The sequence below is a fragment of the Gallibacterium anatis DSM 16844 = F 149 genome, assembly GCF_000379785.1.
GTDB lineage: Bacteria > Pseudomonadota > Gammaproteobacteria > Enterobacterales > Pasteurellaceae > Gallibacterium > Gallibacterium anatis.
Map to the genome: position 1 here is coordinate 34,599 of NZ_KB903693.1, position 20,908 is coordinate 55,506.

The 20,908-nt window shown below is 39.8% G+C and carries 20 protein-coding genes and 1 pseudogene; 13 read left to right on the top strand and 8 right to left on the bottom strand.

Annotated features, from left to right (window positions below):
• The first annotated feature begins 21 nt into the window (after positions 1-21).
• The 5 genes from A3EO_RS0105625 to A3EO_RS0105650 all read left to right on the top strand — a co-directional run bounded on the left by A3EO_RS0105625 (position 22) and on the right by A3EO_RS0105650 (position 5,068).
• Positions 22-1,206, top strand: coding sequence for a serine hydrolase (locus A3EO_RS0105625; protein WP_018346350.1), 1,185 nt, complete (start codon positions 22-24; stop codon positions 1,204-1,206).
• 216 nt (positions 1,207-1,422) lie between these two features.
• The gene (gene ybeD / locus A3EO_RS0105630) at positions 1,423-1,698 is read left to right on the top strand and encodes a DUF493 family protein YbeD (RefSeq protein WP_026211015.1); all 276 of its coding nucleotides are present in this window, start codon (positions 1,423-1,425) and stop codon (positions 1,696-1,698) included.
• Between the two features lie 13 nt (positions 1,699-1,711).
• A complete protein-coding gene (gene lipB, locus A3EO_RS0105635) occupies positions 1,712-2,422 on the top strand; it encodes a lipoyl(octanoyl) transferase LipB (protein ID WP_018346351.1) in 711 nt (236 codons plus the stop codon).
• A 9-nt stretch (positions 2,423-2,431) separates the two neighbouring features.
• A complete protein-coding gene (gene lipA, locus A3EO_RS0105640) occupies positions 2,432-3,394 on the top strand; it encodes a lipoyl synthase (RefSeq protein WP_013746141.1) in 963 nt (320 codons plus the stop codon).
• A 144-nt stretch (positions 3,395-3,538) separates the two neighbouring features.
• Positions 3,539-5,068, top strand: a complete 1,530-nt coding sequence (locus A3EO_RS0105650; RefSeq protein WP_018346353.1) for a YifB family Mg chelatase-like AAA ATPase — start codon at positions 3,539-3,541, stop codon at positions 5,066-5,068.
• On the opposite strand, the gene A3EO_RS0105655 is transcribed toward A3EO_RS0105650, so the two are convergent.
• Positions 5,065-5,976, bottom strand: coding sequence for a LysR family transcriptional regulator (locus A3EO_RS0105655; protein WP_018346354.1), 912 nt, complete (start codon positions 5,974-5,976; stop codon positions 5,065-5,067). The genes A3EO_RS0105650 and A3EO_RS0105655 overlap by 4 nt on opposite strands.
• A 116-nt stretch (positions 5,977-6,092) precedes the next feature.
• Here A3EO_RS0105655 and A3EO_RS0105660 point away from each other — a divergent pair, with 116 nt between their 5' ends.
• The 5 genes from A3EO_RS0105660 to dctA all read left to right on the top strand — a co-directional run bounded on the left by A3EO_RS0105660 (position 6,093) and on the right by dctA (position 11,223).
• On the top strand, positions 6,093-7,196 hold the full coding sequence (locus A3EO_RS0105660; protein ID WP_018346355.1) for a 4-oxalomesaconate tautomerase: 1,104 nt from the start codon (positions 6,093-6,095) through the stop codon (positions 7,194-7,196).
• A gap of 1 nt (position 7,197) precedes the next feature.
• Positions 7,198-8,229, top strand: coding sequence for an amidohydrolase family protein (locus A3EO_RS0105665; RefSeq protein WP_018346356.1), 1,032 nt, complete (start codon positions 7,198-7,200; stop codon positions 8,227-8,229).
• A 3-nt stretch (positions 8,230-8,232) separates the two neighbouring features.
• Positions 8,233-8,928: a 4-carboxy-4-hydroxy-2-oxoadipate aldolase/oxaloacetate decarboxylase gene (gene ligK, locus A3EO_RS0105670; RefSeq protein WP_018346357.1), complete on the top strand. Its 696-nt coding sequence runs from the start codon at positions 8,233-8,235 to the stop codon at positions 8,926-8,928.
• 10 nt (positions 8,929-8,938) lie between these two features.
• Entirely contained in the window at positions 8,939-9,853 is a 915-nt protein-coding gene (locus A3EO_RS0105675; RefSeq protein WP_018346358.1) for an amidohydrolase family protein, read from the top strand.
• A 107-nt stretch (positions 9,854-9,960) separates the two neighbouring features.
• Complete coding sequence (gene dctA / locus A3EO_RS0105680; RefSeq protein ID WP_018346359.1) at positions 9,961-11,223, top strand: C4-dicarboxylate transporter DctA; 1,263 nt, start codon at positions 9,961-9,963, stop codon at positions 11,221-11,223.
• Between the two features lie 79 nt (positions 11,224-11,302).
• Here the strand turns inward: dctA and A3EO_RS0105685 are convergent, their stop codons facing one another.
• The 5 genes and pseudogenes from A3EO_RS0105685 to A3EO_RS13900 all read right to left on the bottom strand — a co-directional run bounded on the left by A3EO_RS0105685 (position 11,303) and on the right by A3EO_RS13900 (position 16,704).
• Positions 11,303-12,409, bottom strand: coding sequence for a Gfo/Idh/MocA family protein (locus A3EO_RS0105685; protein ID WP_018346360.1), 1,107 nt, complete (start codon positions 12,407-12,409; stop codon positions 11,303-11,305).
• A 30-nt stretch (positions 12,410-12,439) separates the two neighbouring features.
• A complete protein-coding gene (locus tag A3EO_RS0105690; RefSeq protein ID WP_018346361.1) occupies positions 12,440-13,273 on the bottom strand; it encodes a carbohydrate ABC transporter permease in 834 nt (277 codons plus the stop codon).
• A gap of 1 nt (position 13,274) precedes the next feature.
• The gene (locus A3EO_RS0105695; protein ID WP_018346362.1) at positions 13,275-14,153 is read right to left on the bottom strand and encodes a carbohydrate ABC transporter permease; all 879 of its coding nucleotides are present in this window, start codon (positions 14,151-14,153) and stop codon (positions 13,275-13,277) included.
• Between the two features lie 73 nt (positions 14,154-14,226).
• On the bottom strand, positions 14,227-15,576 hold the full coding sequence (locus tag A3EO_RS0105700; protein WP_018346363.1) for an ABC transporter substrate-binding protein: 1,350 nt from the start codon (positions 15,574-15,576) through the stop codon (positions 14,227-14,229).
• Between the two features lie 27 nt (positions 15,577-15,603).
• Positions 15,604-16,704, bottom strand: a pseudogene (locus tag A3EO_RS13900) (ABC transporter ATP-binding protein).
• Between the two features lie 156 nt (positions 16,705-16,860).
• Between A3EO_RS13900 and A3EO_RS0105710 the strand changes: the two are divergent.
• Both A3EO_RS0105710 and A3EO_RS0105715 read left to right on the top strand, forming a co-directional pair.
• Positions 16,861-17,577, top strand: coding sequence for a FadR/GntR family transcriptional regulator (locus tag A3EO_RS0105710; RefSeq protein WP_018346364.1), 717 nt, complete (start codon positions 16,861-16,863; stop codon positions 17,575-17,577).
• Positions 17,564-18,631 carry a Gfo/Idh/MocA family protein gene (locus A3EO_RS0105715; protein WP_018346365.1) on the top strand — a complete coding sequence of 356 codons (1,068 nt, stop codon included), beginning with the start codon at positions 17,564-17,566 and terminating at the stop codon, positions 18,629-18,631. Before A3EO_RS0105710 ends, A3EO_RS0105715 begins: the two co-directional genes overlap by 14 nt.
• A gap of 63 nt (positions 18,632-18,694) precedes the next feature.
• On the opposite strand, the gene A3EO_RS0105720 is transcribed toward A3EO_RS0105715, so the two are convergent.
• Both A3EO_RS0105720 and A3EO_RS0105725 read right to left on the bottom strand, forming a co-directional pair.
• Complete coding sequence (locus A3EO_RS0105720; RefSeq protein WP_018346366.1) at positions 18,695-18,916, bottom strand: sulfurtransferase TusA family protein; 222 nt, start codon at positions 18,914-18,916, stop codon at positions 18,695-18,697.
• Positions 18,917-18,954: 38 nt separating this feature from the next.
• A complete protein-coding gene (locus A3EO_RS0105725; RefSeq protein WP_018346367.1) occupies positions 18,955-19,998 on the bottom strand; it encodes a YeeE/YedE family protein in 1,044 nt (347 codons plus the stop codon).
• Positions 19,999-20,175: 177 nt separating this feature from the next.
• Between A3EO_RS0105725 and recO the strand changes: the two genes are divergently transcribed.
• Positions 20,176-20,907 (top strand): DNA repair protein RecO, encoded by a 732-nt coding sequence (recO, locus tag A3EO_RS0105730; RefSeq protein WP_018346368.1) that lies wholly within the window; start codon positions 20,176-20,178, stop codon positions 20,905-20,907.
• The last annotated feature ends 1 nt before the right edge of the window (position 20,908 follow it).

Sequence of the window (20,908 nt, forward strand, 5' to 3'; positions counted from 1 at the left end):
TAACGTTGTAAGGATGAAAAAATGTCGTTGTATTCTAAAAAACTGAAAAAACTCGCCTTTGCCGGTTTACTCGGTTTTTCCAGTATCTCTGTTGCTTTTGCGGAAGGTCTTTATGATATTGCTCCACCGCAAATTAACGCACAAACCTATATCTTGATGGATTACAATAGCGGTGCCGTGTTGGCGGCACTCAACCCAGATCAGAAACATTATCCGGCATCATTAACCAAAATGATGACAAGTTATGTTATCGGTCAAGCCTTGAAAGAGGGAAGAATCCATAATACCGATATGGTAACGATTGACGAAGAATCTTGGGGGAAAAATTTCCCGGGATCATCCAAAATGTTTTTGAATGTCAATCAACAAGTTTCCGTTGCCGACTTAAATCGTGGCATTATTATTGCCTCCGGAAATGATGCCTGCGTGGCAATGGCAAAATATTTGGCAGGATCGCAAGCAAACTTCATCAATATGATGAACCAATATGTTGACCAATTCGGCTTAAAGAATACACACTTTGAAACCGTACACGGTCTTGATCACGAAAACCAATACTCCACCTCACGTGATATGGCACTTATCGGTGCACAAATTATTCGTGATTTGCCGGAAGAGTATCATATTTATGCCGAAAAAGAGTTCACCTTCAACAACATTAAACAACCTAACCGTAACGGCTTATTATGGGACAAAAATCTCACCGTTGATGGCTTAAAAACCGGACATACCGATGAAGCAGGTTATAATTTAGTCGCTTCCGCAGTTAACAATAATATGCGTTTAATCTCGGTGGTTATGGGTGTCAACTCGTTTAAAGGCCGTGAAATTGAAAGCAAAAAACTATTGCAATGGGGCTTCGCCAATTTTGAGAATGTGAAACCGCTCGCTGCTAATCAAGTTGTTTCCGAACAGCCGGTTTATTACGGTAAAGAGGGCAAAATCAAGCTCGGTACACTTTCCGATGTTTATTTAGTTATTCCAAAAGGCAAAAGCCAAGCGGTTAAAGCACGTTATCAGCTTAATCAAAAATTCCTTGAAGCACCTTTAAAACAGGGACAAGTTGTCGGTTCTATCGTTTATCAACTTGATGGTAAAGATATTCAAAAAGCCGATCTTCAAGTAATGAACAATGTTGAAGAAGCCGGTTTCTTTGGCAAAGCGTGGGACTGGCTGGTGCTTACAGTAAAAAGTATGTTTAGTTAGATAAGTCTTCCTTAACACTTTTTTAACACCACGACTTGAAATTTTGCTAACCCACCTTATTTAGGGTGGGTTAAATACCATTATCTGTTGGATGTTTTAATTTGCAGAATAACGCTCAGAGCGTTGTACAGCTATTTTTAAAAATGACCTTTTGCTGTCGTGAATGGCAAGGTTAATCGGCATCCAAAGATAAAATCAATGTTAAGAGAGGAAATTATGCAACAACAAGAACAACCAAAACTTAAAGATTTACTCGAATTCCCGTGTGATTTCCCATATAAAGTTGTTGGGCTTGCACATCCGGAACTTACCGATCGTGTCCTTGCCGTCGTACAACAGCACGCACCGGGCGATTACAGTCCGTCTGTAAAGCCAAGCCGTAATGGTAAATATCACTCGGTTTCGATCACCATCAACGCACAAAATATTGAACAGGTGGAACGTTTATATAAAGAATTGGCTGAAATTGAATTGGTCAAAATGGTGTTATAACCAAGGTCGCATTATGGGAAGTACAATAGAACAGATTGAACAAAAAGTGATTATTCGTCAGCTTGGCGTACAACCTTACGATACGATTTGGCACCGTATGCAACAATTCACTGATCAGCGTACTGCCGATACGATTGATGAAATTTGGTTAGTGCAACATCCACCGGTGTTTACCCAAGGTCAGGCAGGTAAACCGGAACATATTCTAACCAAAACCAACATTCCTATCGTTCAATCCGACCGTGGCGGGCAAGTTACCTACCACGGACCGGGACAACAAGTGATGTACATTCTGGTTGATATTAAACGCCGCAAAGCGATTGATAAATTATCCGGTAAAGAATCGCCGCTTTCAGTAAGAGATTTAGTTACCGATCTGGAACAATGCGTAGTGAACACGCTGGCTGATTACGGCATTGAAGGCTATCCAAAACCGGATGCACCGGGTGTTTATATCAACGGCAAGAAAATCTGTTCTCTCGGCTTACGTATCCGCAAAGGTTGCTCATTCCACGGATTAGCCTTTAATATTCATATGGATCTTTCGCCGTTTCATAACATTAATCCTTGCGGCTATGCCGGCTTGGAAATGTGTCAACTACAAGATTTTGTTAAAGAACCTATTACCTGTGCCGACGTTGCACCTAAATTAATCGAACATTTCACCCGTTTAATCGGCTATCAACAATTCACTTTTGTCGATGGTCTGGACAACACACAATAAGGAAAAAATATGGGCACTCCGTTTAAAATGGAACGTGGCGTTAAATATCGTGATGCCGCTAAGACTTCAATTATTCCGGTAAAAAATATTGATCCGAACCAAGAGCTGTTACCCAAGCCGGAATGGATGAAAATTAAACTGCCGGCGAATACCGAAAAAATCTTAAATATCAAAAAAGCAATGCGTAAAAACGGCTTGAACTCTGTATGCGAAGAGGCTTCTTGCCCGAACCTGGCTGAATGCTTCCATCACGGCACTGCAACTTTTATGATTTTAGGCGCAATCTGTACTCGTCGCTGCCCGTTCTGTGATGTAGCACACGGCAAACCGTTACCACCTGATCCGGAAGAACCAAAAAAATTGGCACAAACTATTCACGATATGGGGTTACGCTATGTGGTTATCACGTCTGTCGATCGTGATGATCTTCGTGACGGTGGAGCCGGTCATTTTGCCGAATGCGTGAAAGAAATCCGCGCCTTAAATCCAAACATTAAAATTGAAATTTTAGTGCCGGATTTCCGTGGGCGTATCGAGGTTGCACTGGAAAAATTAGCGCAAAATCCACCTGATGTTTTCAACCACAACCTAGAAAATATTCCTCGCCTATATAAAGAAGTTCGTCCCGGTGCCGATTATCAATGGTCTTTACGCCTATTACGCGAATTTAAACAGATGTTCCCAAATATTCCGACCAAATCCGGATTAATGGTTGGCTTAGGAGAAACCAACGAAGAAATTTTGCAAGTAATGCAAGATTTACGCGATAACGGCGTCACTATGTTGACATTAGGTCAATATTTACAACCAAGTCGCCACCACCTGCCGGTCGCACGTTATGTGCCACCAAGTGAATTTGACGAATTCAGAAGCAAAGCAAAAGCGATGGGCTTTGAACACGCTGCTTGCGGGCCTTTCGTTCGTTCATCCTATCACGCTGACTTACAGGCAAAAGGCGTAGAAGTTAAATAATTTCATTAATGATGGGCAGAACAAGCTGTCCATCATTATGACAAAATTTCCTTTTTTCGATCCGCCTCACAAAATTGCTCACAACATTTTTCTGTATTTGCATTTTTTCTCTATGCTTGCTCTTATTTTGCATTGAGGAATGTTATGTCATTAGCAGTTGTTTACAGCCGCGCCTCTATCGGAGTGCAGGCACCATTAATCACGATCGAAGTTCATATGAGTAACGGCGCGCCGGGATTAACCTTGGTCGGCTTACCGGAAACCACCGTAAAAGAAGCAAGAGATCGTGTCCGCAGTGCATTAATCAATGCTAATTTTGTCTATCCGACACAACGCATTACCATCAATCTGGCACCGGCGGATCTGCCGAAAGAGGGCGGGCGCTTTGATCTTCCCATCGCCTTAGGCATTTTGGCAGCTTCCGGGCAAATCGATGCTAAGCGGTTACAATCTTTCGAATTTGTCGGTGAACTGGCACTTACCGGAAATTTACGTGGCGTACAAGGCGTTATTCCGGCTATTTTGGCGGCGAATAACGCAAAACGTGAATTAATTATTGCTAAACAGAACGCACAAGAAGCAACATTAGTTGCCAATGCTCAAACTTACTTTGCCACCTCATTATTGGACGTTGTCGCCTTTCTGAATCAACAACAAAAATTACCGATTGCACAACAATTACCGCCACTATCCCATTCTGAAAACACACATTTATTAGATATGACGGATATCATCGGGCAACAACACGCTAAACGGGCATTGCTCATTGCCGCCGCCGGACAGCATAATCTACTGTTTTTAGGGCCGCCCGGCACCGGCAAAACAATGCTGGCGAGTCGTTTAACCACTTTGTTACCGGAAATGACGGAACAGGAAGCAATTGAAACCGCTGCAATTAACAGTCTGGTTCAACATCGTTTGGATTATCATTATTGGAAACAACGCCCTTTTCGCTCACCCCATCACAGTGCGTCAATGGCAGCATTAGTTGGTGGCGGCACTATTCCTAAACCGGGAGAAATTTCCCTTGCCCATAATGGCGTGCTTTTTTTGGACGAATTGCCTGAGTTTGATCGCAAAGTACTTGATGCCTTACGGGAACCGCTGGAAAGTGGCGAAATCGTGATCTCACGTACAGCGGCAAAAGTCACTTTCCCGGCAAAATTTCAACTCATTGCCGCAATGAACCCAAGCCCGACAGGGCATTACCAAGGCACACATAACCGCACCTCGCCGCAACAGATTATGCGCTACCTTAATCGGTTATCCGGTCCATTTCTTGACCGCTTTGATCTGTCAATTGAAGTGCCGTTACTGCCACAAGGTACTTTGCAACAATTACCTAAAGACGAAAACAGCAGTGAAAAATTAAAACAGATCGTCATCCGAGTAAGGGAGAAACAACTCTCTCGCAGTGGAAAAATCAATGCGCACTTATCCGGCAAAGAGATCGAAAAATATTGCAAATTAAACCAAGATGATGCGATTTTTCTTGAAAACGCCCTGAATAAACTTGGACTTTCCGTCAGAGCTTATCATCGTATTTTGCGTGTTTCCCGCACCATCGCCGATCTCGCCGAAGAAACTGAAATCCAACGCGCTCACCTCGCCGAAGCTTTGGGTTATCGTGCTATGGACAGGTTATTACAACGTTTAACGGCAGGGATGATTTAAATATTTTTATTCGGGAAATGGTAATCCAGTACCTCTCGAATAATTTTCATAAGTTCTATTTGTAATCGGCTCGGGATAGTTTTACTACTGACAGCCATATAAAGATCACAAGGTAATTCTGGTTTTTTTATTGGAATAGCACATAAATCTTCATACTGATTTTTAAATGAAAGTGTCATTGGTAATAAAATCGCGTTGCCGATTCCATCATTCACTAAATCCAAGATTAATTCCTTGCTATCCACCTCCATAATAATATTGCTCTTCTTATGCAGTTTTGCCATTTCTGTATCGAAGAGTTGTCTAAACGTATTATTCTGGCTTGGAAGTACTAAAGGTATTGTTTCCAAATCCTCAGTTGTAATAAAAGTTTTGCCGATTAAAGCAGGATTATCTTTTCTCGCAATTAACATTAATTGCACTTTAATCAATAATTCATAATCAATATTTTTTAAAAAAGTCGGATTATGTAATAAAGCAACGCTTAAACGATCTATAGTCAAACGCTCCAATAAATCTCTAGTCAAACCTTCATTAACAACTAAATTAGCTTCAGGTAGCCTCTGATAAAATAGACGAATAATATCTCTTGCCAATAACTTAGAAAGTGTAGGTGGAATGCCTAAAGCAATAGATCCTCTAATTTTCCCCTTTGTTGGACTTAGATCTTCTTTCAACATTTCTATCTGATGACTAATTTGGTAGCAATGCTTGAGTAAAATCTGTCCTGCTTCAGTTGTCTTCACTCCGCGTCCATTTCTTATTAATAAACTTCTGCCCAATTCAACCTCCAGTTGGCGTACATAACGGCTCAATAAAGGTTGAGCAACATCAAGCTCATCAGCTGCCCTAGTGTAACTGTTTAATTCCGCTACTTTAGCAAAATAGAGTAATTGCTTTAATTCCACCTGAATACCTATCAAATTAGTTATAACAGGAAGACAGTTTATCAACTTTTTAATAGTTATTCGAGTCCATAAAATGAACTCATTCCAGATAACATAGATAGAGAGGTGGATTAAAAATGACAAAACAGACTTCCATTCCTTGTATGTTAATGCGAGGTGGGACTTCAAAAGGGGCTTTCTTTTTATTTAATGATTTACCAACTGATATAGCCACCAGAGATAAAGTTTTGCTCGCTGTAATGGGTTCTCCTGATAAACGACAAATTGATGGATTAGGCGGCGCTCACTCTCTCACAACAAAAGTGGCAATGATTAGAAAAAGCCAACAGCCTAATGTCGATATTGAATTCTTATTTGCCCAATTACAACCTGAAAAAGACACCGTCGATACAAAACCAAATTGTGGCAATATGCTGGCGGCAGTTGTGCCGTTTGCTTTAGAAAAAGGGTTAATTCCAATACAAGGAGATACAACAACTGCACGCGTACTCACATTAAATACCGGAATGTTTGCCGATATTACGGTTCAAACTCCGGACGGCAATGTAAATTACGATGGAGATACTCACATTGATGGTGTACCGAATACTGCTGCACCGATTCAAATTCGATTTCTAGATACTGAAGGATCTGTTTGTGGTGCTTTATTTCCTACCGCTAATACTAAAGATACATTTCAAATTGCTGGGTTCGGTGATTTAGAGGCAACTTGTATCGATAACGGTATGCCAATGGTATTGATTCGGGCAAAAGATGTTAATCGAAGCGCATATGAAAAAGTAACAGATCTCAATCAAGATACTGAATTGAAAAATATCTTAGAAAATCTACGCTTACAAGCTGGGGAAAAGATGGGCTTAGGTGATGTTACTGAAAAAAATTACCCTAAGATGTGTCTAATTAACGCTCCAATTCATAATGGACATATTCATACTCGCTGTTTTATTCCTCACGTTTGCCACGAAGCAATTGGTGTTCTTGCTGCAGTAACCATTGCTACTGCGTGTGTAACGCCTAACAGTGTTGCTTACGGTTTTTCAAATATTAATTTATCTATCAATCCAAATTTCTCTGTCGAACACCCTAGTGGAGAATTTACTGTTTCACTCTCTCTCGATCAAAACGGTAATGTAACCAGTGCTGCATTATTACGTACTGCTCGTTTACTGATGAAAGGTGAAGCAATGATCCCAAGCAAAATCTGGCAAAAAGGAGCATAAAATGAGCTTAATAATTGACTGTCACGGCCATTACACCACTGCACCGAAAGCATTAGAAGTGTGGCGAAATAAACAAATCGCCGGCATTACCAATCCATCAGAAATGCCGAAAGTATCGGATCTAAAAATTAGTGATGATGAAATTCGAGAAAGTATTGAATTGAATCAGCTTAAATTTATGAAAGAACGTGGTTCAGACATTACGATTTTTTCGCCTCGAGCCAGTTTTATGGCGCACCATATCGGAGATTACAATATCTCAGCCACGTGGGCAGCAATTTGTAATGAACTTTGTTATCGCGTATCCCAACTATTTCCGGATCACTTCGTGCCGGTTGCCATGTTGCCGCAATCTCCGGGGGTGCAGACAGAAACTTGTTTAGCAGAAATTGATCGCTGTGTGAAAGAGTATGGCAATGTTGGTATTAATTTAAATCCTGATCCTTCCGGTGGTCATTGGACTTCACCGCCATTAACTGATCCGTATTGGTATCCGATTTATGAAAAAATGATCGAATATGATATTCCAGCAATGATTCACGTCAGCACCAGTTGTAATCACTGTTTCCATACCACCGGGGCTCATTATCTGAATGCGGACACAACAAGTTTTATGCAGTGCTTACAGGGCGATCTGTTTAAAGAATTCCCTAATTTACGTTTTATCGTACCGCACGGTGGCGGCGCTGCTCCTTATCATTGGGGACGATTCCGCGGATTGGCAATGATGTTGAAAAAACCGGTGCTAGAAGAGCATTTATTAAACAATATTTTCTTTGATACCTGCGTTTACCACCAGCCGGGAATTGATCTGCTGTTAGATGTTATTCCTCATAAAAATGTATTGTTTGCTTCAGAGATGATTGGCGCAGTTCGTGATATTGATCCATTAACCGGACACTATTTTGACGACACCAAACGTTATATTGAGGCGAGTCATTTGACTGATGAACAAAAACATCAAATTTACGAAGGCAACGCTCGCCGTGTTTTCCCAAGATTGGATGCATTACTCAAATCAAGAGGGCAATAAACAATGGAAATTCAAGTAAATCAACTAGGTATTGTTAAACGTCATATTCAACGTGCGGATAAATCCGTTGTAGAAAAATTGTCTAAATTCGGTGTTGCTACGCTTCACGAAGCAATGGGAAGAGTCGGATTAATGAAACCTTATATGCGTCCGATTTATCCTCACGCCAAAATTTGTGGCACAGCGGTAACGGTATTATTACAACCGGGAGATAACTGGATGCTTCACGTTGCTGCCGAGCAAATCCAAGAGGGTGATATTGTCGTGGCAGGCTGCACTTCCGATTCAACAGACGGTTTTTTTGGTGAGCTGCTTGCCACCTCTTTTAGAGCACAAGGTTGTAAGGGCTTAATTATTGACGGTGGCGTTCGTGATACTAAAGAACTTGAAGAGATGGATTTCCCGGTGTTTAGCAAAGCCATTCATTCAAAAGGAACCATTAAAGCAACATTGGGTTCAGTGAATGTGCCTGTTATCTGTGCCGGTGCGGTTGTCTATCCGGGGGATGTTGTGGTGGCGGATCACGACGGCGTTGTTGTCATCCCGGCGGCAAAAGCGGCAGAAGTGACAGAAGCAGCACAAAAACGTGAAGACAACGAGGCGTTGAAACGCCCTAAATTCCAGTCAGGCGTATTAGGGTTGGATCTCTACAATATGCGTGAAAAACTCGAAAAAGCCGGTTTGAAATATATTGATTAAGGAGTACAGAATGAAATTTGAAGTCACCCCAGGTTGGTTACCATTCCACCCTAATCCATCAAAACCAACATTAAAACTCCCTAAAGGTGCGGTAGATGCACATTGTCACGTTTTTGGTCCGGGAGAGATTTTCCCTTATGCTCCGGAACGAAAATATACGCCTTGCGATGCACCGAAAGAGAAGCTATTTGCTTTGCGCGATCTATTAGGTTTTGAGCGCAATGTTATCGTTCAAGCGACCTGTCACGGTGCTGACAATCGAGCATTGGTTGATGCCCTAAAAAGTGCTAACGGAAAAGCACGTGGTGTAGCAACAGTGAAACGAGATGTGACCAAAGAACAACTCAATGAGCTTCATCAAGCCGGCGTAAGAGGTGTCAGATTTAATTTTGTAAAACGCCTCGTTGACGCTCCACCAAAGGATACCTTAATGGAGATTGCAGAAAAGATTGCACCTCTCGGTTGGCATATTGTGATCTATTTTGAAGCAGCAGATTTAAAAGAATATTGGGACTTTTTCACCAGTCTACCGACAACGGTAGTGGTTGATCATATGGGTCGCCCTGATGTAACCAAACCTGTTGACGGAGAGGATTTCGAACTTTTTGTCAAACTGATGCGTGAGCATAAAAATTTCTGGAGCAAAGTATCCTGCCCCGAAAGATTGAGTAAATCCGGACCTAAAGCACTCAATGGTGAACATCATCCATATCGTGATGTTGTTCCGTTTGTCCGTCGCTTAATAGAGGAGTTCCCGGATCGTGTTCTTTTCGGTACAGATTGGCCTCATCCTAACTTAAAAGATCATATGCCGGATGATGGTTTACTCGTTGACTATGTGGCACAGATTGCACCTACAGAACAAGAACGCCAACAATTGTTGGTAGATAATCCAATGCGTTTGTATTGGCCGGAAGAAAAGTAGGCTTTTCTCTACAAGAAAAACCACTAAGTTAATGACAATAAATCAGTGACAAATAATTCTATTTGTCACGATGAATTCCTATTACCTTAATTTAAGGAATTGTTACTATGAACAAGAAACCATTTTATAAAGAACTTTATTTCCAAGTACTTGTTGGTATCTTAGCTGGAATTGCTTTAGGCTATTTTGCACCTGATTTTGCTGTAAAACTTAAACCTTTAGGTGATGCCTTTATAAAACTGATTGCAATGATTATCGGACCAATCATTTTCTGTACTATTGTCGTTGGTATTGCTGGGATGAAAGATATGAGGGAATTAGGGCAAGTTGGTGGTAAAGCACTAATTTATTTCTTTGTAATGTCTTTTATTGCATTAATCATTGGTCTAATCTGGGGGCATATTATTCAGCCAGGAATAGGATTCAATGTAGATCCTGCAAGTTTAAATACTTCTAGCCTAACCAAATATACTGATAGTGCGAAAAATGTAAATCTTACTGATTTTGCAATGAATATTATTCCACAAACTTTTGTCGGCGCTTTTTCTTCCGGTAATGTTTTGGCTATTTTACTTGTCTCTATTTTATTTGGTTGTTCTTTATCTGTTATTGGTGAAAAGGGTAAACCGGTATTTAACCTTATAGATAGTATTTCAAAAGTATTTTTCCACAATGTTCATTTGATTTCAAAATTATCATCTATAGGGGCTTTTGGTGCGATTACCTATACAATTGGGGCTTACGGTTTATCATCCCTAATTCCATTAGCCAAATTCATTTTAGGTTTTTATCTTTTACTCATTCTATTTGTTATCATTGTATATGGCATCATTGCTAAATTCTGTGGTATCAGTCTATTCTCTTACCTCAAATTTATTAAAGAAGAACTGCTCATTATTTTAGGTACAGGTTCTTCATCGGTCGTCCTCCCTCACCTTATGGAAAAATTAGAACAGTTAGGTTGCCCTAAATCTGTTATTGCACTTGTTGTACCTTCAGGTTATTCCTTTAATTTAAATGGAACAAATCTTTATATGACTATGGCAATTATCTTCATTGCACAGGCGACAAATACAGAACTCAGTTTCACCAATCAAATCATTCTTCTTATTGTCGCTATGTTGACATCCAAAGGAGCTGCTGGTGTTACCGGTGCAGCTTTTGTAATGCTAACCAGTACATTAATTGTATTGCCAATAGTACCGGTTGCCGGAATGGTACTAATACTCGGTATTCATAGATTTGTAGGTACGGGATTAGCTATTGTCAATCTGATCGGTAATGGTATGGCTGCCATTGTTGTATCTGTTTGGAATAAACAATTTAATCGAGCATTGATGAATAAAACCTTATCCGAAACTAATCAATAATAGAATAAAATCATAAAAAAATAGCCAACAACTCAGAGGTATTGTTGGCTATTAAATTAACGCAATGAAACTTTATTTGTTATCCGTTAAGAATTTCACTTAATTCCACTTTTCGATTTTCATATCTGGATCTAGTACAAGCGTCTGCAGTGGCAATCGCCGCTCTTGCTGCCTCTCCAGTAAGCAATTTTTCAAATTCTTTACTTGGCTTCATACCGTGCATAATGTCATTTAAGTATTTCATTTCTTTACGCATTACGGAATTAAGCCAAAGCGGTGTACGTTTGCCGGGATGCCCATATTGAATTGCACCGTCCATTTCTGTACTGGTATAAATTCTGGTACGATCATCATCTTCTTCTTGGCTTTCGTGAATCAAAAAATGGCTATCTTTGCCGTCCACGCGTAAGGTGCCACCACAATGGAACATATCCAATTTAATCGCACCTTTTTCCCCTTGAATCAGCACATAATGTTCTCCCCAGCGGAAAGCTGATCCCCATTCCAATACAGCAAATCTGCCATCATCAAACTCAAGATTGAGGAATAACATATCATCTTCATCACCAAATTGTTCTCCTTGATGAGCGACATTTCCTGCTGTCATCGTAACCGTTTTCGGCATTCCCCCCATTAAAAATTGAACACAATCCAATTCGTGAATATGGTGATATAAATGTCCGCCTGATTTTTCTCTCATTTTTTTCCAAGAAATAGAAGGCTGAACATCCTCCCAACCATTACGTGCAGTATGGCAATAAAGTACTTTCCCGATCACACCTTGGTTAATCAACTCTTTAGCGTGATGCACGCCATTAAAGAAATTCATAATATGCCCTGCCATAAAGACTACGCCGTTCTCCTCGCAGGCTCTGACCATTTCATCGCAGTCTTGATAACTTAGTGCAATAGGCTTTTCACAAAAAACGTGTTTTTTATATTTTGCTGCAAGTAATACGGGTTCTTTATGTAAGTAATTCGGTGTTGCCACAATCACACAATCCACATCCGCACGAGATACTGCATCCTCTAACGAATCGGCTGCTTCACAACCTAATTCTTTAGCGACTGCTTTACCATTTTCTGGATCATAAACAACCACCACTTTTGCATCATCATTTTCATTCATAATTCTGGCTAAATCTGCACCAAAATAGCCGACACCAATCACAGCATAATTTGTCATTTTATTTCTCCTAAAAGAATAGATATAAGTTTATTTCACTGAGCCTTCAGAAAGCCCACCTGCAATTTTGTTCTGGATAAAGGTGAAGAACAGCACGGACGGCAACACAACCAAGACAGAAGCCGCCATCATATCGCCCCAATCTAAAATCTCTGCACCATTTAATGAACGTAATGCTACCGCTACTGTCATTTTGCTCGTATCGTTTACTAAAATAAGAGCATATAAGAACTCATTCCACGCATTAATAAAGGTATAAATTGCCGTTGCTACAATGCCGGGCGCAACTAATGGCAATACAATTTTGAAAAACACGGTAAATTTATTTGCACCATCAATCCGCGCAGCTTCTTCAATTTCGATAGGAACGGTTCGGAAAAATCCAACCAACAACCAAACGGCATAAGGCACACTAAATGAGAGATACACCACGATAAGCCCCGTCATTGTGTTGGTCAGCCCCACTTTCGCCATGGCGATGGAATAAGGAATGGCTAACAGAATTGGTGGGAAAATATAGGTGGTAACCAATAATTTTGACATTATTGCCCCCAATTTCGGGAAAAATCGAACAATGCCATAAGCCGCCATTGCTGAAATGATGATAGCAATTAATGTTGTAATCAAAGCAATAACCAAACTATTTTGAATATTAACGATAAAATGTAAGTCGTTAATCACGTGTTCAAAATAGTCCAAGGTAAACACTTTTGGCCAAAAACGGGTGGGTTCACTGGTTAATTCGCCTTTACCTTTGATAGAAGAAATGATAATCCAGACTAGAGGAAACACTGCAACCACTGTTGCGATTAATAAAAACAGATGTGCAACAATATCACCTAAAATCGATTTTTTCGTTTTCATTTCATTCCCCCTCTTTTTCCCAACGGCTAATCACTTTGAAATAGATAAAGCAAACAAGTAATAGGAAGATAAATAGCAGCACTGTTACCGCTGAAGAACGACCGAGCATTTTGGTTCCCCAGCCCATATTGTAGGCAAAGATAGGTAAAGTCATTGTTGAGTTTGCTGGACCGCCCCCTGTGATGAGGTAGATAATATCGAAATTGTTAAATACCCAAACCGTGCGTAAAACTACCAGCAATCCAATCACCACTTTAATATGCGGTAAAGTAATGTGACGGAACACTTGCCACGCATTTGCGCCATCAATTTTGGCTGCCTCATATTGTTCTTGTGGCACAGTCTGTAAGGCAGAAAGCACATTAACCATAATTAATGGCGCACCGAACCAAACATTAATAAACACAAGGCTAATAAATGCCCAAGTACTATCAGAAAGGAAGTGCGGCGCAATATCCATTAAGCCGAGTTTCACAATCATATTCGGCAAATAGCCATATACGCCGTTTAAAATCCATTGCCACGAAAAAGCAATCACAATAGTTGGGAATGCCCACGGAATAATTAATAAGATTTTGTATAACCATTGCAAATGACGAATACGATGTAATGCCATTGCTAACGCAAATCCCACTAATACTTGCCCAACCAAAGAAAATATTGTCCATAAGATCGAATTAGAAAATGCCAACCAAAAACTCGGATCGTTAATGACCGCCACATAATTATCAAACCCGACAAATTTCCAGTTCGGCATAATCAAATTCTTATTGGTAAAGCTGTAAAAAATGCTTGATAAGAATGGATAGATGAATAATACCGATACCACTATCATCGCAGGCAGGACAAAAATCCACCTTGTATAGTTTTTTTGATACATAAAGCCCCCTTCCCAATTATTGAGAATCTGTATCTACTTTGAGGATAATGGGCGGCGATAACCACCCTAGAATTTATTGAGCAACCGTTTCAAATAAAGTATTTAGCTGATCTTCTGCTTTTTTAGCGGCTACCATCGGATCTGTACCATTAACCACAATATCTTGGAACATTGCTTCAATAATGTGCTGATTTGTCAATAAACCGCCTTGTACGGTTGGTCCATATTCATATCCAATTGCGGTGCCGGTTTGTACTGCATCGGAAATCACTTTTTCTGCGTGAGCAAATTTCTTCACCATTGGGTTATCTTTATAAGCCGGTTCATTCGCAATATCTTTAAGCGCCGGCAACATTCCTACCGGAACTGAAGCAAGGAATTTGATATAACGATCTTTATCATAAAGTGTTTTAATAAAGGCTTTACTAATTTCAGGATGTTTTGAATGTTTCCAAACCACTAAAGGAATATTCGCTGTTTCCAAACCATAATCAGGATCATTCACATTCATTTTTGGTACTGGGTAAGCATCAACAAAATCTAATAACTGTGGTGTATTCGCTTGAACACCGCCAATCTGGAAACCGGAATTAAAGTCAAATGCGGTTTTTCCTTGGTAATACAGAGTGGCTTGTTGTAATACATTGTAATTAATAGAATCTTTCGGTGAAGTTTCTTTATACATTTTCACCCAGTATTTAATACCATCTTGTGGAATTTCACTGGTGAGATCCACTTTTAGATCTTTAGTAAGCAAACTACTGCCACGGCTTTTCACGTATAAATTCAAAAAGCGAGTTGCGATAAAATCATTGGTACCCATTGGTACAGATAGACCATATACTCCATCTTTTGTTAATGCCTTAGCTGCCTGATACAACTCATCCCACGTTTTTGGCACAGACAATCCGTTTTTCTCTAATAAATCTTTCCTAATCCACATCACTTGTGCGTGAGAATACAAAGGAAGCGAGTAATTATTCTCTCCTACAGTCCCTTCATTGATTGCAGCTGCGGAAAATCTATCTCTACCTAAATCATCAATCAAATCATTAATTGGAGATAATGCCTCAACATTAATCATCTCAACCACTTGATTCGGTAATGCGGTACTCAAATCCGGCACATTGCCTGAAGCCAATCCGGTTGTCCACTTGGTATAAAAGTCGTTCCAGGAAAAGGTTTCAATTTTAATTTTGACCTTTGGATTTTTTTGCATAAATTCATTCGCAGCTTGCTGGATAATTTCTAAGCGCGGTCCTTGTGTAAAAGAGTGCCACATCGTAATATCACCGGCTAATTCCGATGGCTCTGTACTCACGTTTGTATTGGCAGTTTGTGATTTTTCATCTTTACAGCCATTAAGCACTAATGTGGCGAACACCACAGATGCTGCAACAGTTAATAATTTTTTTAATTTCATAACTCACCTCATATATGTTAAGAGCGATTACAACAAGGCTTGCTCTGTGGTTGGATCAAAGAAATGTGCTCGCTTCATATCAAACGCAAGTGTGATTTGCTGCTCCATTTCAATTTTTTGCCGCGAATGAACAATCGCTTTTATCGGTTGATTGCCCAAACTGGTATGTACGATATATTCTGCACCTAACAATTCTGCGACATATACCGGTGCTGAAACTCTCGCATTCTGATAAGAGCCGAGTAATAACGGCTCATTAGAAACATTCTCCGGACGAATACCTAAAACGACCTCTTTCCCCTCTTGACCTAATGCCACGAGTTGTTGCCAGATTTCATCAGGAATAGCTAGCTGATAATGATCCGAAGTAACGAAAGAATGATTCTCCAACCGACCTTTTAAAAAGTTCATTGTCGGTGCGCCGATAAATCCGGCAACAAACAAATTTGCAGGATTATCATAAATCTCTTTTGGTGTACCGATTTGCTGTACAATTCCTGCGCTCATCACGACGATACGATCTGCCATTGTCATTGCTTCGGTTTGATCGTGAGTCACATAAATCGTGGTCGCATTCAGTTTTTTATGGATACGGATAATTTCTGCACGCATATTACTGCGCAACTTGGCATCTAAATTTTAAAGGGGTTCGTCCATCAAAAAGACCTTCGGTGAACGCACGATCGTTCTGCCCAAAGCAACACGTTGCCGCTGCCCGCCGGATAAGGCTTTCGGTTTACGATCGAGTAATTCCTCCAAGCCTAAAATTTTTGCCGCCTCACGCACTTTGCGGTCAATTTCCGCTTTATCAACGTTACGTAATTTCAAAGCAAACGCCATATTTTCGTAAACCGTCATATGCGGATAAAGTGCATAAGATTGAAACACCATTGCGATGTCGCGATCTTTCGGCTCAACATCATTCACACGACGATCGTCAATAGAAAAATCACCTTCGGAAATATCCTCCAACCCGGCAATCATTCTTAATGTTGTTGATTTACCACAACCTGAAGGTCCAACTAACGCAATGAACTCTTTATCCGCCACTTCCAGATTAAAATCTTTCACTGCTTCAAAGCCATTACGATAACGTTTATAAATATGTGATAAAGAAAGTGTTGCCATAACGTATCCTTCTTCGTTTTTAACTTAATATTTAACTGACAAAAAGTTAAAAATAAGCTACTATTTAAACAATATAGAGATAAGACATCATATCTCTAATATTTAGAGATATGATGTCTTAAATTGCATAAATTTTCTGCGATAAAGATCACAAAAATGAAAAAATCAGAAAAAAAAGTAAAAAATCTGGCATTACAAGAAGATATTAAACAATTAATTCTTAATAAAGGCTTAAAAGCAGGCGATCTAATGCCTACTGAAAATGAGTTAATGGAATATTTAAACGTCAGTCGCTCCAGTTTAAGAGAAGCTGTTAAATCCTTAGAAGCCTTACATATTTTAGATATTCGGCACGGTGTAGGGACTTTTATCAGCGAATCTTCACTCACACCAATGATTCAAAGCCTTGCTTTTCATACACAATTACAACTGCAAAATAATATTAAATATTTATTAGATATCTTAGATATTCGAGAAATCCTGCAATATGGTTTTGCTCCGCTTGCTATTGCCAATATTAGTGACACCGAAGTCGATCAACTGCAACAGTTAAGCTTAGAATTACAACAATTGGCCAGACAAAACCTATTCTCTAGCGAACTAGAATATAAAATTCAACTACAGACCTATCAAGCAATAAATAATCCACTTTTGTCACAATATCTAGACGCTTTCTGGCAAATATTCAATTTACAAGAGGAAAACTTGCCAACTATAACTCTCTCAGCTCAAGAGGTAGCGTTGCACTATCGTGAATGGGTAGATGCTGTAGAGGCACGCGATATTAATCGTTTCCAACACGCCGTACTACTTTATTTTCGTACTCTACGTCAACGCTTACAACAAAAGGAAAAAGAAAATGGACAATATTAATGTTGCTCTTGTTGGTTGTGGCTTCTTCGGTCAACAACTTGCTTCTGTATTTAATAAATTACCCGCAAAATTGGTTGGTGTAACCGATTTACAGATAAACCTAGCACAAAACATCGCCGAACAATACAAAACACAAGCCTATGCCGATTTAAATACATTACTTACTCAACAGAAAGTCAACCTCGTGCTTATCGCCACCTACAATTATAGCCATCGCCAACTTGCAGAAATTGCCATTCAAAAAGGTTGTGCCGTATTTATTGAAACACCTTTCACGATTAATGAACAAGATGCCCATCAACTGATACAAATGGCAAAAGAAAATAATGTACCGCTTTTTGTTGGACACTGTTTGCGTGTATTACCAGGCTTACAACAAGCAAAACAATTATTAACACAACAAACATTGGGAAAAATAACGGTAGTACGAGCAAATCGCCAACGCTGGATAAATCCTATTTTTCAAAAAGATTGGTGGAAAAATGATATTCAACTAACTGGAGGAAAACTCTTTCATGAAATACATGAATTAGATTTACTTGCTTGGTTAATTGGTGAAGTTGAAGCTGTTTTTGCACAATCTACTAATCGAGCACATTTAGAAACGCCTGACCATCACGATATTATTCAATTATTGCTACAATTTAAAAATGGCGTTTTCGGATCTTTAGAAATGGGAACAGCGTATCGCTTGCCTAAATGGGATATTGCGATTCACGGCGAACTCGGTTCAATGATGATTAATTTCTTCACTTCTACCGTGACCCTCACTTTTGCTAACGGCAAACGCCAACAGTTTAATATGTATAATGAATTCGAAGCGGATCTTTCTTTAAGAGAAAGCAGCAAAGGCATCCAAAAATATGGCCAACCTAACGAACATTGTCCTTATTGGCTGACTCGTGCTGTAGAATTAGAAGCCCAAAGTATTTTTGAACATTTACAACAGCATAAAAACAGCATTCTTTGTGAACTCCCGGCAAGAGCAATTTGCATTGCTTCAGCTGCAACCCAATCTATGCAAGATAAAAAATTAATTAATGTAAGATATTGAATTTATTACTAAAACACCCATTAAGAAAACATCCTTAATGGGTGTGCTGGTTTTCATATATTTTTATTTCTGCACTACGATTCGCCAAGAAGCTTCACCGAGTTGCTCAAATTCTATAACCTGATAACCTGATTCGGCAGCCCATTGTGGGATCGATTCGGTCGCTTGAGTGCAATCAAAGGTGATAACCAATTCATCATCTTTATTTAATTTGGCAATCGCCTCTTTTGCTTCTTCCAATGGGAATGGGCAAACTAAACCTGAAGTTTCCAATTCAACACGCATAATAAATTTCCTCTTTTCTATTTGTCATTAAGTTGTAATTAAGCTAATTGTGGTTTTAATACCTTATTTTTTCTTGGACGAATAATGGTGAAATAAGCAGCAAACCAAGTACCTAATATCATTGCAATTAATGAAATCCAGCCCTGCCAAGAAAAAATTGCCGTTTCGACTAAACCGTTTCCAATTGAGCAACCTCCTGCTAAACTGGCTCCAAATCCCATTAACACTCCTCCAAAAGCACTGCGAATAATCGTGGTTTGATCCGGAATACGGAATTTAAATTCATTGGCACCTTTTGCCGCAATAAAAGAGCCGAGCAAAATACCAAGCACTAAAAAAGTTGCCCAATTAATGTACTGGCTATCGCCGGTGGTGAGAAATTGCACTAAGCCGGCTGTCGGTGAGGTAATGCCCAAACCGTGATGGCGACCGGTCGCAGTACTGAGCGGCCACGCCAATAACGCAATCACACCAACTAAAACCGCAGTAAAGAAAGGATGCCAACGTTTTTCAAATAATAGATGGGCAAGACCGGAACGTTTTGCCGGCAAAGTCGCCACTTTCACTTTCGGCTTACGCAACTGTTTATAAGTCAACCACACCGTTACTGCCACCAAAACCAACACCAACCACCACGCTGAAATGCCTAAAGTTTGGTCAATGGTGTGATCAGGAAATGGATTCTGTTTTAGCTCCTGATTAACACCTTTCAATAAACCATATTTTGTTGCTGCCGCTGATAAAGCATAGGTCAATAACGCCACCCAACTGCCAAATAAGCCTTCACCGGCACGATACCACGTTCCGGTCGCACATCCGCCGGCATAAACAATCCCGACACCGAAAAGAAAACCACCGATAATGACAGCATTTAACGCTAACGAACCTTGTGGTACAGTGAACATTCCAAATGCCTGCAAGGTATATAAGCCGATAGACTGAATCGCAATAGCAATTAAAAATGCAGTAAACATACGACTATTTTTACTCACATATAAATCCCGAAATGCGCCTGTTACACAAAATCGACCTCGTTGCAGCACAAAGCCGAGCAAAACTCCGATAATTAATCCACTTAACATATTTTTTCCTTATTACTAACACTGAAGATGATTTGTTGTGCGTTATATTTATCCATATAGATTGCCGGACGTCTAATAACAAATTAATCATTTATATAGAAATTTGTTATAAAAAAGTTCTTTCTCAACTTAATACACAATGTTTTCTGTTAAAATAAATATCGTTTTTTCTTCTCTATGAGGTGTATCATCGATAATTGGCAACGTGGCTTTGTATTACATCGCCGGGCATATAGCGAAACCAGTTTGCTGGTGGATCTGTTTACTGAACATTATGGTTGTATCACGCTCTTAGCAAAAGGCGCACGTGCAAAACGTTCTCCGTTAAAGAGCTTATTACAACCGTTTACGCCGTTGCTGTTGCGTTGGAGCGGTCGAGGAACGTTAAAAATATTGACCAAAGCGGAAGCAATTTCCGTTACCTTACCGATGCAGACAGTCGCGTTATACAGCGGTTTTTATGTCAATGAATTGCTGGTGAGAACTCTGGAACAGGAAACCGCTTATCCGGAGCTGTTCCACGAATATTTGCGTTGTCTGACCGGATTGGTGGCAAATGGTGATCAAGTGGAAGCAACATTACGCCGGTTTGAATTTATGTTGTTAAAAGCACTTGGCTACGGCATAGATTTTGAACATTGTGCCGGCAGCGGTGAGCCGGTTGCCGCTGAAATGACTTATCAATATCGGGAAGAAAAAGGCTTTATCGCTTCATTAATCAAAAATAATTTCACTTTTTACGGACGAGATCTGCAGGCGTTTGCTAATTTAAGTTTTAACGAAAAAGAGACCTTACAAGCGGCTAAACGCTTTACTCGCATTGCATTAAAACCGTTTTTAGGCGGTAAACCTTTGAAAAGTCGGGAATTATTTCAACAACATTTAAATATTTTATACCCTAACGAATAAA

Bases quoted from the DNA above. Each gene is read 5' to 3' on its own strand.
- A3EO_RS0105625 (WP_018346350.1), top strand. From the start codon at position 22: ATGTCGTTGTATTCTAAAAAACTGAAAAAACTCGCCTTTGCCGGTTTA.
- ybeD (WP_026211015.1), top strand. From the start codon at position 1,423: ATGCAACAACAAGAACAACCAAAACTTAAAGATTTACTCGAATTCCCG.
- lipB (WP_018346351.1), top strand. From the start codon at position 1,712: ATGGGAAGTACAATAGAACAGATTGAACAAAAAGTGATTATTCGTCAG.
- lipA (WP_013746141.1), top strand. From the start codon at position 2,432: ATGGGCACTCCGTTTAAAATGGAACGTGGCGTTAAATATCGTGATGCC.
- A3EO_RS0105650 (WP_018346353.1), top strand. From the start codon at position 3,539: ATGTCATTAGCAGTTGTTTACAGCCGCGCCTCTATCGGAGTGCAGGCA.
- A3EO_RS0105660 (WP_018346355.1), top strand. From the start codon at position 6,093: ATGACAAAACAGACTTCCATTCCTTGTATGTTAATGCGAGGTGGGACT.
- A3EO_RS0105665 (WP_018346356.1), top strand. From the start codon at position 7,198: ATGAGCTTAATAATTGACTGTCACGGCCATTACACCACTGCACCGAAA.
- ligK (WP_018346357.1), top strand. From the start codon at position 8,233: ATGGAAATTCAAGTAAATCAACTAGGTATTGTTAAACGTCATATTCAA.
- A3EO_RS0105675 (WP_018346358.1), top strand. From the start codon at position 8,939: ATGAAATTTGAAGTCACCCCAGGTTGGTTACCATTCCACCCTAATCCA.
- dctA (WP_018346359.1), top strand. From the start codon at position 9,961: ATGAACAAGAAACCATTTTATAAAGAACTTTATTTCCAAGTACTTGTT.
- A3EO_RS0105685 (WP_018346360.1), bottom strand. From the start codon at position 12,409: ATGACAAATTATGCTGTGATTGGTGTCGGCTATTTTGGTGCAGATTTA.
- A3EO_RS0105690 (WP_018346361.1), bottom strand. From the start codon at position 13,273: ATGAAAACGAAAAAATCGATTTTAGGTGATATTGTTGCACATCTGTTT.
- A3EO_RS0105695 (WP_018346362.1), bottom strand. From the start codon at position 14,153: ATGTATCAAAAAAACTATACAAGGTGGATTTTTGTCCTGCCTGCGATG.
- A3EO_RS0105700 (WP_018346363.1), bottom strand. From the start codon at position 15,576: ATGAAATTAAAAAAATTATTAACTGTTGCAGCATCTGTGGTGTTCGCC.
- A3EO_RS0105710 (WP_018346364.1), top strand. From the start codon at position 16,861: ATGAAAAAATCAGAAAAAAAAGTAAAAAATCTGGCATTACAAGAAGAT.
- A3EO_RS0105715 (WP_018346365.1), top strand. From the start codon at position 17,564: ATGGACAATATTAATGTTGCTCTTGTTGGTTGTGGCTTCTTCGGTCAA.
- A3EO_RS0105720 (WP_018346366.1), bottom strand. From the start codon at position 18,916: ATGCGTGTTGAATTGGAAACTTCAGGTTTAGTTTGCCCATTCCCATTG.
- A3EO_RS0105725 (WP_018346367.1), bottom strand. From the start codon at position 19,998: ATGTTAAGTGGATTAATTATCGGAGTTTTGCTCGGCTTTGTGCTGCAA.
- recO (WP_018346368.1), top strand. From the start codon at position 20,176: ATGAGGTGTATCATCGATAATTGGCAACGTGGCTTTGTATTACATCGC.